Source organism: Microbacterium sp. Leaf288, assembly GCF_001422925.1.
In the GTDB taxonomy this organism is placed as follows: domain Bacteria; phylum Actinomycetota; class Actinomycetes; order Actinomycetales; family Microbacteriaceae; genus Microbacterium.
The window spans coordinates 596,557-608,966 of the sequence record NZ_LMNI01000012.1; the positions used below are offsets into that span (position 1 = coordinate 596,557).

Genomic DNA, 12,410 nt, shown 5'->3' on the forward strand with positions numbered 1-12,410 from the left:
AGATCTACGGGAACGTGATCTCTTCGTGCGGCTGCCGGATGAGGAACCCCTGCGCGCGATCGCACCCCAGCTCCACGGCGATGTCGAGATGGGTGAGGGTCTCTATCCCCTCCGCCACCACACGCAGCCCCTGTTCATGGGCGACCCCGACCCGATCGCGCAGCGATGCCGGCGCAGGCCGCTCGGCGGCCCGCACCAGGTGGCCCGGCAGCTTCACCTCGGCGACCGGCAGGCCCCGCAGAAGGTCGGGCGACGGGGGCTCGTCACCGAAACCTGCCAGCGAGAACTCCACACCGATGTCGCGAAGCATGTGCAGCTGCGACAGCACTGCACCATCGTCGACCGGCGGCAGATCGTGGGGAAGCTCGAACACGAGTGAACCGGGAGCGAGTGCACGTCGCTGGAACTCGCCGGCGACGTGACCGGCGAACGATCCGTCCTCGAACTGCACCGGCGACACGTTGACGGCGACGGCCCAGTCACGGCCCGTCTCGCGCCATCCGGCGAGCGTGGCGAGACACTCGTCGAGCATCCGCCGACCGAGCGCATGGATCACCCCGGTGCGCTCGGCGACACCGATCATCGTCACCGGATCGATGTCGCCCAGGCGCGGGTGCCGCCAGCGGCAGAGCGCCTCGGCGGCCACGATCGACCCGCTCTCCAGCGACACCTGCGGCTGGTAGACGGCGAAGATCTCAGCGCCGCCGACGGCGGCGGCCAGATCATCCTCGAGGTCTCCGGGGGTGGTGTGCACCCCTCAAGTCAGCCCTGCGCGGCAGCGCCGCCGCAAGCTGACGCGCAGGGCACGACGATCGGCTAGAGTCCGCCCTGCCACGCTCCTGGTCGGAGTATCGATGAAGGATCCCTGGATACCTATACTTTTCTCGTCGCAGAGGTAGCAGGAGGATCGCGATGGCGTTTCGGAATCGGGAGACATTGGAGTCTTGGCTCGCCGAGTATCGCGCGCAGGGAAAGCCCATGGCCGACGCTGCACGCGTCACGGTGCAGGACGGCGACGGCGGCGCGAACACCGGCCTCGTGGTCTTCCAGCTCGGTCACGCTCCGACCGGCGTCTTCATCCAGCCTGCGACGCCGGACGCCACCGCATGGGTCGCGACCATGGAGCCGCGTGAAGAGAACCTCGTCCTCGATGCATCCGGGGTGCTCCAACTGTCGGCAGAGCTGGCCGCCGTCTCCGAACTGTGTGCGTTCCTCGAGGCGAAGTCGCTCGCGTATCAGGGCACCGACGTCGCCTGACTGCGAGTCATCGCCGCGCCCCCACTGCCGCCGCGGTCAGGGCCTCGAGGAGGACTGTCGAGTTCTCGACCATCGTCGGATCCGCAGCATCGACGGCGACGTCGAAGTCGTCGTCGAATCGGTTGAGGGCTGACCAGGGGTCCTCGGCGATGTCGATCGTGGCGGTGATGCGGTTCACGCGCCTGTCGGCCGGGTCGACATCACGTCGCACGAGAGATCGGCCGACAAGCCGATCGATCAATGTCGTCACGCCGGCCGACGTGATGCCCAGATACTCACGCAGCGCCGTCGGCCGCGTCCCCGGATTGCCGACCACGAACAGCAACGCCCGGGCGTCCATATCGCTGATGCCCAGACTGGCGCGCGCCGTCACCATTGCTGCATTGCGCGCATCGAGGTACCGGCGCAACGCCACCCCGAGGGTCAGCGCCGGTGTGTCGTTCGCCATGCCGTCATTCTCTCTCAGCCGCGTGGGGATCAGAATAGCTCAGATCCACAAATATTTAAGATATTTACCTAAGTCTTCGAAGCATCGACTAGACTGAACCCACCCGCTGAGGCGACGTCACTCGTCGTTCCCAAGACCCGCCGCCTCGACACAGAAGCCAGGAGGCCACCGTGACCCACGGAGTTGCCCCGACCGAATGCCCCGATCCGACCAGCCCGCACGCCACGAGCCAGCCGTGCTAGGTCTCGCGATCTGCGGGCTGATCACCGTCGACCGTCAGTCGACGATTCTCGATGCCAACGCGCAAGTGCTGAAGTGGCTGGGCTCCGACGGTGAGGACGTCATCGGAAAGCCGCTCGAAGCTCTGCTCACTCTGCGCATGCCGCTCGCGGAGGAGGGCGGCATGCGCCCGACGGATGCCACTCTCCATGGTGTCTCAGGGGTCGTCCGCCCGGTGGTGGTCGGATCCCTCGGTGAGGACGAGAGAGGTGCGGAGCGCATCGCCGTCTACGACGTGTCGCCCCGGTCATCCTTCAATCTGGGGTTCCAGGGTGCGGAGGCGAAGACGGAACGCGGCCGGCAGCGACTGCAGATCCTCCTCAACGCGGCGGTCGGCTTCGGCAATGTGAGAACCGAGACCGATGCGGCAGAACTCCTGGTGGACGTGGCGCAACGGGCGTTCTCCGCGAGCGCGGTGAGCGTGCACATCGGCGGGCCCGACGGGCTGATCCAGGTCGCCGGGGTGAATCCGCTCGCCGCCTATTGGCCCGCAGGCCTCCGTCCGGCCGGGACGACGACCTTCCTCGGCGGGCAGGTGCTGATCGTGCGCTCCCCCGAGCATGCGGACTCCTTCGTGCCCGGGGTCGGCATGAGCGACATCTATCGAGCGGGCGGCGTGCACGCGGCGATCGCCTCGCCGATGCGGTCCCACGGGGACGCGGTCGGTGCGATGGTCTGCTTCTTCGACCACCCGCGCGAGTTCGACGAAGAAGCCGTTCCGCTCGCCGAGGCACTGTCGAATCAGGCGGCCCAGGCGATCGCGCGGGTCCGCCTGGAAGACACGCTGCGCCGCGCAGCGATGCACGACGAGGTGACCGGACTGCCGAACCGGCGACTGATCGAGGAGGACGTCACGCGCACGCTCTTCCAGGACTACTCCGCACTCACCGTGATCTTCATCGATCTCGACGGATTCAAGGCCGTGAACGACCTGCTCGGTCACGCCGCCGGTGACGCCCTCCTCCGAGAGATCGGGCAGCGGTTGCGCGGGGTCATCCGCGAGTCGGATGTGCTCGGGCGGTTCGGTGGAGACGAGTTCATCGCGGTCGCCGCGGTGGACAGCGTCGGCGACGCCGCAGCGCTGGCCGATCGCATCCGCGCCGCGATCGCCGAGCCCTACGACGATCTGCCCCCCGCGCTGTCCATCACGGCGAGCGTCGGCGTGGTGACGGTGGGCAACGACGGCGCCCCGGTCATGGACCAGCTCATCCGCGCCGCGGACCACGCCATGTACGAGGCGAAGATGGCCGGCGGGGACCGCGTCGCCGTCGCCCGCACCGCCTCGACTCCGGTCCTCCAGTAAGCCCGGCTGCCGACGCCGATCCCCGCTCGCTGAGCGAGCGAAGCGCGTCGAAACGCAGAGACGAAACGCCTCGGACCGGCGAGCAGCGCCGGCCCGAGGCATCCGTCCCGCGTCAGCTGCTCTTGCGCATCGCGCGGATCCCGACGGCCAGCCCGACCACCGCGAGCAGGATCGCCGCGACCCAGCCCCACAGCACCTCGATCGCGCCGAGGTCGCCGGCGAACAGCGCGCGTTCGGCCTGAACGACCCAGTTCACCGGGTTCACCGTCGAGACCGCGCGCATCCAGGCCGGCCCCTCGTCGAGCGGCAGGAGCATGCCCGACAGGATCAGCAGCGGGAAGATCAGCGTCTGCTGCACACCCCAGAAGAGCCACTCGCGGTCCTTGGTCTTGAGCGCGAGCGTGTACGACAGCGACCCCAGCCCCACGCCGAACACCGCGAGCAGCGCGAGCCCGATCACGAGTCCGGGCACGTTGATCGTGAAGCCGAACGGCCACGCGATGAGCACGATGATCAGCGCCTGCACGACGATCGGCGCGATCTCCTTGAGCGCACGGCCGACCAGCAGCGACGATCGCGCGAGCGGCGCGACCAGCGTGCGCTCGTGCGAGCCCGTCATCATCTCGTACTGCAGGTTCGACCCGGTCGCGCCGGTGCCGAACAGCACGATCATCACAAGCACGCCGGGCACGAACCACTGCAGGGTCTCGCCCACCGGCGCGCCCGACGAGCCGACGAGCAGCGGCGCGAACAGCCCGAGGAACACCAGTGGCTGCACCAGGCTGAAGATCAGCGTGAACGGATCGCGCACGACCGGCTTCAGCTCGCGCGTCAGCACGTTCCACGTGTCGCGCGCCGGGTTCGCCCGCACTGCGGTGTCGGGCCGGGCCTCGATCCGAGTCTGCATCTGGTCGGTCATCGCTTCGCTCCTGTCGTCTCGGTCACCTGTTCGGCGGTTCCGGATGCCTCGGCCGACGCCTCCGCGTTCTCGTCGGGTTCGCCCTCGCCTTCGCCGGCCTCGCGCAGCGTGCGGCCGGTGAGCGCCAGGAACACGTCGTCGAGCGTCGGAGGCACACCGGTCGCGGTCCGCACCATGAGACCGGCCGCGTCGAGCGCGCGCACCGCGGCGGGCAGCAGCGCGTCGCCCTCCGGCACGGTGAGGACGACGGATGCCTCGACCCGCCGCACCTCGCGCTCGGTGAGCCGCTGCACCACGGCGACGGCGGCCGCAGCATCCGTCTCGCCCCTGAAGCCGAACGTGAGCACGTCGCCCGCGAGCTCCGCCTTCAGTCGCGCCGCGGTGTCGTCGGCGATCACGCGCCCCCTGTCCATGACCATGACGCGCTCGGCGTAGCGGTCGGCCTCCTCGAGGTAGTGCGTCGTGAGGAAGACCGTCGTTCCGTACTGCGCGCGCAGATCGATGATGTGCTGCCAGAGGTTGGCGCGGCTCTGCGGGTCGAGTCCGGTCGACGGCTCGTCGAGGAACAGCAGCGGCGGCGCGTGCATGAGGCCGAGGGCGACGTCGAGTCGGCGCTTCTGGCCGCCCGACAGCTGCTGCACCGACCGGGTCGCGAAGCCGGCGAGGTCGAGGGACTCGATGAGCTCGTCGGCCCGCGCGCGGGCCGCGGCCTTCGACATGCCATAGAACGCGCCCTGACTCAGCAGCTCGTCGCGGGCGCGCTGCGAGAAGCTGCCGCTCGTGAGCTGGCCGACGTAGCCGATGCGGGCGCGCACCTCGGCGGGCTGCTTCAGGATGTCGAACCCGACGACCCGTGCGGTGCCCGATGTCGGCGGGATGAGGGTCGTGAGCATACGCAGGCTGGTCGATTTGCCGGCGCCGTTGGGTCCGAGGAACGCGACGAGCTCGCCGCGCGACACCTCGAACGCGAGCTCGGTGACGGCCTCGACGGTCTTGCCTTTCACAGTGAAGCGCTTGGTCAAACCCTGCGCTTGGATGATCGATTCGTTCGCCATGCCCCCCAAGCTACGAGCGGATGCGGACAGATCTTGTCCGCGATGCATGAGATTCTTTTCGCATGGCCGACACCACCACGCGAGCCCTGTCGCTGCTCAACCTGCTCCAGACTCACCGGCATTGGCCGGGTTCCGAGCTGGCCGATCGGCTGGGCGTGACCGAGCGCACCGTGCGGCGCGACGTCGAGCGACTGCGCGAGCTGGGCTACCGCATCGAGTCGATCCCTGGCGCGGCGGGCGGCTACCGCCTCGAGGCCGGCAGTGCCGTGCCTCCGTTGCTGCTCACCGATGAAGAGGCCGTGGCGATGGCGATCGGGCTGCGGGTGGCGGCATCCCAGCGCCTCGTGAGCGGTCCCGAGACGACCATCACCGCGCTCGCGAAGCTCGAGCAGGTGCTGCCCGCTCCCCTGCGCCGCCGCGTCGCCGCGCTGGCCGAGACCGTGCAGCCCGCCGGACTCAACGCCGGCGCCGCCGTGTCGGGCGAGGTGCTCGGCGAGCTCGCGCTTTCCACCCGCGACCACGAGCGGGTGAGGTTCACGTACACGGCGGCGTCGGGCGAGGTCACGCATCGTCGCGTCGAGCCGCATGCCCTCGCGCCCGCCGACCGGCACTGGTACCTGCTCTGCTGGGACCTCGACAAGGACGACTGGCGCACGTTCCGCGTGGATCGGCTGGCGGACGTCGCGCACACCCGCGTGCTCTTCGAGCCGAAGCCCCTGACGCCGGAGCAGATCGAGGAGTTCATCTTCGTCGCGCGCTCCTGGGTGCGCCAGGCGGTGGAGGCGGACGCGGTGATGGAGCTGCCGTTCGACGAGATGCGGGAGTACTTCGGCCAGTGGGGTCAGGGGGCTTCGGCGGAGGACGCCACGCACACGCGGTGGCCGGTGGGCGGTTCGGACTTCCGCGAGACGATGTACGGCCTGTCGTGGATTCCTGCGGGGGTCGAGTACACGACGGACCTCGCCTCCCCGGCCCGGGAGGAGCTGCGGGAGACGCTCGAACGGATGCTGCGCGCCCTGGACGCGCCGGCCCCTCCGGTGCCGCCCGAGCGGGTGTCGGCGAGGGAGCGGCAGCTGCCGGCGTAGCTCGGAGACCCGTCGCGTTTCGACTTCCGGCGCCGACCGGGGGCCAGGGTTTCGGTCGTTGAGCGAGCTTGCGAGTCGAAACGCCGGAGCTCGGGGCACCATCCAGGAGCGCAGCATCCGTTCCCCTTCTCACCCATCGGCACACGACCCCTCGAACCGGACAGTCGCTCAATAGGCTGAGCCCATGGAGCTGGGGATCTACGCGGTCATCGCCGTGGCGGTCATCGTGGCGGTCGCCGCGTTCTCCAAGAAGCTCGGAGTGGCGGCGCCGATCATCCTCGTGGTCGTGGGGGTGGGGCTGTCGTATCTGCCGGGCGTGCCCGACATCGAGGTGCCGCACGAGATCATCCTCGACGGGGTGCTGCCGCCGATCCTGTACGCCGCCGCGATCAGTGTGCCGATCACCGACTTCCGCCGGAACGTGGGATCGATCGCGAGCCTGTCGGTCGTGCTCGTGATCGTGACCGCGTTCGCCGCGGGCTTCCTGCTGTTCTCGCTGCTGCCGGACCTCAACCTCGCCGCGGCCATCGCACTCGGAGCAGTCATCAGCCCACCCGACGCGGTGGCGGCGACCTCGATCGGCCGGCGCCTCGGCCTTCCGCCGCGGCTGCTCACCGTGCTCGAGGGCGAAGGCCTCCTCAACGACGCGACGGCGCTGGTGCTGCTGCGCTCGGCTGTCGCGGCCGCGGCGGTGGGCGGCCTCACGACGCCGTGGGCCGGAGTCGTCGATTTCGTCTACGCCGTCGTCGTCGCGGTCGTGATCGGCCTGGTCGCCGGATACGTCACCGTGTTCGTGCGCTCCAAGCTCACCGATCCCGTGCTCGACACGGCGCTGTCGATCGCGGTCCCGTTCGTCGCTTTCGCCCCGGCGGAGGCGCTCGGCGCATCCGGCGTGATGGCGGTCGTCGTCGCCGGCCTCTACACCGGCCACGCGGCCCCCACCAAGTTCAGCGCGCAGGCGAGGATCAGTGACCGCATCAACTGGCGGACGATCCAGTTCCTCCTCGAGAACGGCGTGTTCCTCCTCATCGGCCTCGAGATCCGCACGCTGGTGGATCACGTCGACCCGACGGTTCTCAGCGCCGGCGACGCGATCCTCATCGGCCTGCTCGCGACCGCAGCACTCATCGTGATCCGGTTCCTCTGGATCGGACCGATGGTCTACGCCCTCGGCAAGCGCGAGGAGCGTACCGAGAAGCGGACGTACCACGCGCTTCTCGCCCTGTACTACTACCGGAGTCACCCGGTGAGCACGGTCCGGCAGGCCCGCACCCGGGATCGCCTCGAGCGCGACTACGAGCGCCGGCGTGCCGACCTCGAGCAGCAGCGCCAGGAGCACATCGACTGGCGCGGCGGGATCGTGTTGGGCTGGTCGGGCATGCGCGGCGTCGTGACGCTCGCCGCCGCGCAGTCGCTGCCCGAGAACACCCCGTACCGGCCGCAGCTGATCCTCATCGCGTTCACCGTCGCGGTGGTGAGCATCGTCGTGCAGGGCGGCACACTGCCGTGGCTCATCCGCCTGCTCAACGTGCAGGGCATCGATGCCCATGAGGACCGCAGGGAGCTCGCGTCCCTCCTCGAAGACATCAGCAACGTCGGCCTCGAGACACTGAGCGAGATCGAGACGGATGCTGCCACCACCGCCCCGATAGACCCCGATGTCATCGAACGCGTGAGGCGGGCCTCCTTCCTCAGCACCGAGGCCGCATGGGAGCGCGCACGCGTGGTGCGCAAACCCGGCGAGATGCCGCATCAGCGGTACCGCGAGCTGCGCCTCGCCGTCGTCGATGCGGAGCGCGAGCGCCTGCTGGAACTGCGTGCCCAAGGCGTCTACTCCTCACGCGTGCTGGCCGAGGCGCAGGCCATGCTCGACCTCGAGGAGACCCGCCTGTCGCGCCACTCCGGCGACCACTGACGGTCGCCCACGCTCCTCCCCGTACGTCGAGCGAGCTTGCTTCCGACGGGGTCGGCGGTGGGTTCGAGTGTGCGGGGTGGTCTATGCGGACCTGGCGCGTCTGAGTTCGTTCAGCAGCAGCCGGTTGGGTCCGCGCCATTGTCGGTGCGGGTCGACCCAGGCGGGTGGTCGCACGTGCGGCACACCGTCGACCATGCGGATCTCCCATCCGCTCGTCTCGATGCCGTGGTGATGGTGCCAGCACAGCAGCACCCCGTTGTCGACCGAGGTCGCACCGCCCTTGGCCCAGTCGACGACATGATGCACCTCGCACCACGCCGCGGGAACGGTGCAGCCGGGGATGATGCAGCCGCCGTCACGGGCGCCGATCGCCTTGCGTTGCCAATGGTTGAACACCCGGTCCTCGACGACCAGCGCTTTGATGGCGCCGGTGCCGGTGAGGGTGAGCCGGTGGATGGTGCCGTGGCAGCCGGCATGCCGCGCGAACGAGGCCGGTATCGCAACGGGACCACCCGCGGACTCCACGAACGCCACTCCGTCGGGGTCGGCGAGGTCCTCGACGGTGGTGGTGACGATCAGGGTCGGCGCGGCCCCGCCCAGCGTCGGCGTCGCGACTGCGCCCGCCGCGGCGGAGAGGATCGACGCGAACGCGTCGTGGCGCTTCTGGTCCGCGGTCCGCGGATCCAGCACCCGCTCTGCCGCCTCGCCGGCCCGGGCGTCAGCCTCGTCATCGACGAACCGTGGTCTGCGGTCCTGCACCCGCGGATTCAGGTGCGCGTCCATCAGCCGATCGAACTGCGCCGCGACGTCGTCGGTGACATCCCCGGAGATCCGCCGCAGTCCCCGGTGCGCCCGCCGGCTGATCCGGATCCCCCGCACCCGCTGCGCGTACTCCTCGTCCGGGAGCGTGCCATCCGGGTCGAGGTACAGCGCCCAGGTGGTCGCCATCACCTTCAGCTCATGGATCCCGCACGCCGGCTCCCCGGCGTCCCCCACTGCGGCGGCGACGAGTTCGCCCTCGGCCGCCTCGATCTCGTCGACCGTGCACCGGCCCAGCAGCGGTCTGAGCGCGTCGACGATCGTGGTGAGCGCGTCTGCGCTGAGTCGCCCGGATGCCAGCGCCGCCCGGGCGTGCTCCAGGGGTGCCGGGCGGGTCTGCCCGGTCAGCGTCACCCGACTCGTGATCGCCTTCGCGTCCCGCAGCCGTGCCCGCGCGGTCGCCGCGGACACCAGCGTGGCGCGTTCCACGAGTTCCTGCGCCGACCCGCACCCGTACTGCGCGGTGATCCGGTCGTCGCCGAACTCGGAGTCGGCACGCCGCCCGACCTCTCCGGCGAGCGCCAGGCGGGCAGCATCCGCGATCCGCCCCAATTGTTCGACGACGCCCAACGCGTCGACCAGCTCACCGTGCGACAGACCCCGCGACGCGTCGCTGCCGAGCGCCGGAGCGAGGGTGTCGCCGAGCAGATCGGCGATGCCCCGGAGGTCGGTCAGCGGGAAGTTCATACCTTCGATTCTGCCGAGGGGCTCCGACATTCCGGCGCCTCAAAACCGCAGATCCGAGTAGCTTTTGTGGATAACCCCGAAGAGACCTGAATCATCACGGCCTGGGGAGGAATCGGCGCCGCGACCCCGCCTCGCTCAGCCGCCACCGCCCGGCCCAGCGGGTACGTTCGTCCCATGACCGACGACATCGCCGTCCTGCTCGCCCGCGTCGAAGCCGACGAAGCCGAGGTGATCCTCCCCCGCTTCGATGTGACGGATGCCTGGGCTCTCGGCTCCCGCATGCGCGAGGAGGCTGCTGCCCTGGGCCTGCCGATCGTGATCGGCATCTCCCTCGGCCAGGCGCGGGTGTTCCACACCGCGCTGCCGGGATCGAGCGCCGACAACGACGGCTGGCTCGAGCGCAAGACGCGCGTCGCCCGCCGCTACGGCCGTTCCTCGTTCGGAGTGGGCCTCGCGTTCCGCGCCGCCGGCGGCGACTTCGACACCGACGGCCGCCTCGACACCACCCGGTATGCGGCGCATGGCGGTGTGTTCCCGATCTCGATCGAAGGAGTCGGCGTCGTCGGCACCGTCGGCGTCTCGGGCCTCCCGCAGGCCGACGACCACGCGTTCGTCGTCGAGCACCTGCGCGCCTGGCTCGCCGACATCTCGCGCGCCGACGCGTGACGAGCTCCGGGCGGTAGCCACGGATCCCCGATCCCTGGATGACCGCGCCCTGAATCCCGATCCCGCCCACGTCCAGCATGAGAAGCACCACACCACAGGAGCCCCTCATGCCCAAGCCTCTCGACATCCCCGTTCCCGATCTCACCGGCAAGCTCGCCCTCGTCACCGGCGCGAGCGACGGCGTCGGACTCGAGATCGCCGCGCGCCTCGCGCGCGCCGGTGCCGACGTCCTCATGCCCGTCCGCAATCCGAAGAAGGGCGAGGCGGCGGCAACCCAGCTCCGACAGCAGACCCGAGCCCACAGCATCCGTGTCCTCCCCCTCGACCTCGCGTCGCTCGACTCCGTCGGAACCCTCGCCGCGCAGCTGAACGACGAGGGCCGCCCGATCGACCTCCTCATCGCGAACGCCGGCGTGATGAACCCGCCGACCCGACAGGTCTCCGTCGACGGGTTCGAGCTGCAGCTCGCGACGAACCATCTCGGTCACTTCGCGCTCGTCGCCGAGCTGCTCCCGCTGCTCGTCGAGGCGAAGGCGCACATCACCAGCCAGGTGAGCATCGCCGCCGATCAGGGCGCGGTCAACTGGGACGACCCGAACTGGGAGCACGCCTACGACCCGATGAAGGCGTACAGCTCGTCGAAGATCGCGCTCGGCCTGTTCGCGATGGAACTGCAGCGGAGATCGGATGCGGCGGGCTGGGGCATCCGCAGCACCCTCTCGCATCCCGGCATCACTCCGACGAACCTGCTCGCCGCGCAGCCGGGCATGGGGCGGTCCACCGATACGACGGCGGTGAAGTTCATCCGCGCGATGTCACGGCGCGGCATCCTGTTCGGCACCCCGTCGTCGGCGGCGCTGTCGGCGGTGTACGCGGCCACGAGCCCCGACGCCCGCGGCGGCCACCTCTACGGGCCGAAGGGCTTCCGCCACCTGCGCGGCCTGCCCGCGGAGCAGCCGCTGTACTCGCGTGTGCGGAGCGAGGCCGACGCCCGACGCGTGTGGGAGCTCTCCCAACAGCTCACCGGCGTGCAGGTGGCGACCCCCGGTCGGTGAGCGCGCGAAGCGAGACGGAACGCCCTGGATGAGGAGTGACGGATGCCGCAGACTCAGGTGATGGACAGAGCACAGCTCGCCGACTTCCTGCGTCGCCGCCGCGAGGCGCTGCAGCCCGAGGACGTCGGACTGCGGCGCGGGTCTCGGCGCCGCACGGCAGGTCTTCGGCGCGAGGAGGTCGCGGTGCTCTGCGACATGTCGACCGACTACTACAGCCGGCTCGAGCAGGCGCGCGGTCCGCAGCCGTCGGAGCAGATGCTCGCCGCGATCGCCCGCGGGCTGCGGCTCACGCTCGACGAGCGCGACCACCTGTTCCGGCTCGCCGGTCACACGGCACCGGCTCGGGCACTGCGCAGCGAGCACGTCTCGCCCGGCCTCATGCGCATCCTCGACCGCCTCGCCGACACCCCCGCGCAGGTGATGACCGAGCTCGGCGAGACGCTCGCGCAGACGCCGGCGGCCCGCGCGCTGTTCGGCGACGAGACGCGCTTCGAGGGGTTCGCCCGCAGCGTCGGCTATCGCTGGTTCACCGATCCGTCGGCGCGCACCGTGTACCCGATCGAGGACCACCCGATGCATTCGCGCGCGTTCGCCGCCGAGATCCGCACCGCCTACGCGAAGTTCGGCGCCGACTCCCGCGCCGGGGCGATGGTGTCGTCGCTGCTGCAGGAGAGCCCCGAGTTCGCCGAGCTCTGGGCCGAGCACGAGGTGCGCTCGACGCACGCGCGCGAGAAGCGCCTGCAGCACCCCGAGGTCGGCGTGATGGACATGCAGTGCCAGTTCCTCATCGACCCCGAGCAGGGACAGACGCTCCTCGTGCTCACCGCGACGCCCGGCACCCCGAGCCACGAGCGGCTGCAGCTGCTCTCGGTGCTCGGCACGCAGGAGATCGCCGCCGGCCGCTGAGATCGCGCCGGTCGCC

12 protein-coding genes are annotated in these 12,410 nt (G+C 70.1%); 7 read left to right on the top strand and 5 right to left on the bottom strand.

Annotation, left to right across the window (positions count from 1 at the left end):
• Positions 1–4 precede the first annotated feature (4 nt).
• Positions 5–754 (bottom strand): EAL domain-containing protein, encoded by a 750-nt coding sequence (locus ASF40_RS16275; RefSeq protein ID WP_056370900.1) that lies wholly within the window; start codon positions 752–754, stop codon positions 5–7.
• A 224-nt stretch (positions 755–978) separates the two neighbouring features.
• On the opposite strand from ASF40_RS16275, the gene ASF40_RS16280 reads away from it, so the two are divergent.
• Positions 979–1,257 (top strand): hypothetical protein, encoded by a 279-nt coding sequence (locus ASF40_RS16280; protein ID WP_056370902.1) that lies wholly within the window; start codon positions 979–981, stop codon positions 1,255–1,257.
• A 7-nt stretch (positions 1,258–1,264) separates the two neighbouring features.
• On the opposite strand, the gene ASF40_RS16285 is transcribed toward ASF40_RS16280, so the two are convergent.
• Positions 1,265–1,705 carry a MarR family winged helix-turn-helix transcriptional regulator gene (locus ASF40_RS16285; protein ID WP_056370904.1) on the bottom strand — a complete coding sequence of 147 codons (441 nt, stop codon included), beginning with the start codon at positions 1,703–1,705 and terminating at the stop codon, positions 1,265–1,267.
• Between the two features lie 235 nt (positions 1,706–1,940).
• On the opposite strand from ASF40_RS16285, the gene ASF40_RS16290 reads away from it, so the two are divergent.
• The gene (locus ASF40_RS16290) at positions 1,941–3,287 is read left to right on the top strand and encodes a sensor domain-containing protein (protein WP_056370906.1); all 1,347 of its coding nucleotides are present in this window, start codon (positions 1,941–1,943) and stop codon (positions 3,285–3,287) included.
• Between the two features lie 112 nt (positions 3,288–3,399).
• Here ASF40_RS16290 and ASF40_RS16295 read toward each other — a convergent pair whose 3' ends face one another.
• Both ASF40_RS16295 and ASF40_RS16300 read right to left on the bottom strand, forming a co-directional pair.
• A complete protein-coding gene (locus ASF40_RS16295; protein WP_235560261.1) occupies positions 3,400–4,206 on the bottom strand; it encodes an ABC transporter permease in 807 nt (268 codons plus the stop codon).
• A complete protein-coding gene (locus ASF40_RS16300; RefSeq protein WP_056370908.1) occupies positions 4,203–5,261 on the bottom strand; it encodes an ATP-binding cassette domain-containing protein in 1,059 nt (352 codons plus the stop codon). Before ASF40_RS16300 ends, ASF40_RS16295 begins: the two co-directional genes overlap by 4 nt.
• 62 nt (positions 5,262–5,323) lie before the next feature.
• On the opposite strand from ASF40_RS16300, the gene ASF40_RS16305 reads away from it, so the two are divergent.
• Together ASF40_RS16305 and ASF40_RS16310 are read left to right on the top strand one after the other, a co-directional pair.
• On the top strand, positions 5,324–6,346 hold the full coding sequence (locus tag ASF40_RS16305; RefSeq protein WP_056370910.1) for a helix-turn-helix transcriptional regulator: 1,023 nt from the start codon (positions 5,324–5,326) through the stop codon (positions 6,344–6,346).
• Positions 6,347–6,530: 184 nt separating this feature from the next.
• Positions 6,531–8,261, top strand: coding sequence for a cation:proton antiporter (locus ASF40_RS16310; RefSeq protein ID WP_056370912.1), 1,731 nt, complete (start codon positions 6,531–6,533; stop codon positions 8,259–8,261).
• Positions 8,262–8,342: 81 nt separating this feature from the next.
• On the opposite strand, the gene ASF40_RS16315 is transcribed toward ASF40_RS16310, so the two are convergent.
• On the bottom strand, positions 8,343–9,767 hold the full coding sequence (locus ASF40_RS16315; RefSeq protein ID WP_056370914.1) for an HNH endonuclease signature motif containing protein: 1,425 nt from the start codon (positions 9,765–9,767) through the stop codon (positions 8,343–8,345).
• Positions 9,768–9,941: 174 nt separating this feature from the next.
• On the opposite strand from ASF40_RS16315, the gene ASF40_RS16320 reads away from it, so the two are divergent.
• The 3 genes from ASF40_RS16320 to ASF40_RS16330 all read left to right on the top strand — a co-directional run bounded on the left by ASF40_RS16320 (position 9,942) and on the right by ASF40_RS16330 (position 12,394).
• Positions 9,942–10,433 (top strand): heme-degrading domain-containing protein, encoded by a 492-nt coding sequence (locus ASF40_RS16320; protein WP_056370916.1) that lies wholly within the window; start codon positions 9,942–9,944, stop codon positions 10,431–10,433.
• Between the two features lie 107 nt (positions 10,434–10,540).
• Complete coding sequence (locus ASF40_RS16325) at positions 10,541–11,488, top strand: SDR family oxidoreductase (RefSeq protein ID WP_056370917.1); 948 nt, start codon at positions 10,541–10,543, stop codon at positions 11,486–11,488.
• Positions 11,489–11,530: 42 nt separating this feature from the next.
• Positions 11,531–12,394, top strand: coding sequence for a helix-turn-helix transcriptional regulator (locus tag ASF40_RS16330; RefSeq protein WP_442922706.1), 864 nt, complete (start codon positions 11,531–11,533; stop codon positions 12,392–12,394).
• Positions 12,395–12,410 lie beyond the last annotated feature (16 nt).

What these genes read in the sequence shown, in the direction of transcription:
- ASF40_RS16310 (WP_056370912.1), top strand. Translation starts at nt 6,531, where the DNA reads ATGGAGCTGGGGATCTACGCGGTCATCGCCGTGGCGGTCATCGTGGCG.
- ASF40_RS16285 (WP_056370904.1), bottom strand. Translation starts at nt 1,705, where the DNA reads ATGGCGAACGACACACCGGCGCTGACCCTCGGGGTGGCGTTGCGCCGG.
- ASF40_RS16280 (WP_056370902.1), top strand. Translation starts at nt 979, where the DNA reads ATGGCCGACGCTGCACGCGTCACGGTGCAGGACGGCGACGGCGGCGCG.
- ASF40_RS16295 (WP_235560261.1), bottom strand. Translation starts at nt 4,206, where the DNA reads ATGACCGACCAGATGCAGACTCGGATCGAGGCCCGGCCCGACACCGCA.
- ASF40_RS16315 (WP_056370914.1), bottom strand. Translation starts at nt 9,767, where the DNA reads ATGAACTTCCCGCTGACCGACCTCCGGGGCATCGCCGATCTGCTCGGC.
- ASF40_RS16325 (WP_056370917.1), top strand. Translation starts at nt 10,541, where the DNA reads ATGCCCAAGCCTCTCGACATCCCCGTTCCCGATCTCACCGGCAAGCTC.
- ASF40_RS16300 (WP_056370908.1), bottom strand. Translation starts at nt 5,261, where the DNA reads ATGGCGAACGAATCGATCATCCAAGCGCAGGGTTTGACCAAGCGCTTC.
- ASF40_RS16305 (WP_056370910.1), top strand. Translation starts at nt 5,324, where the DNA reads ATGGCCGACACCACCACGCGAGCCCTGTCGCTGCTCAACCTGCTCCAG.
- ASF40_RS16330 (WP_442922706.1), top strand. Translation starts at nt 11,531, where the DNA reads ATGCCGCAGACTCAGGTGATGGACAGAGCACAGCTCGCCGACTTCCTG.
- ASF40_RS16320 (WP_056370916.1), top strand. Translation starts at nt 9,942, where the DNA reads ATGACCGACGACATCGCCGTCCTGCTCGCCCGCGTCGAAGCCGACGAA.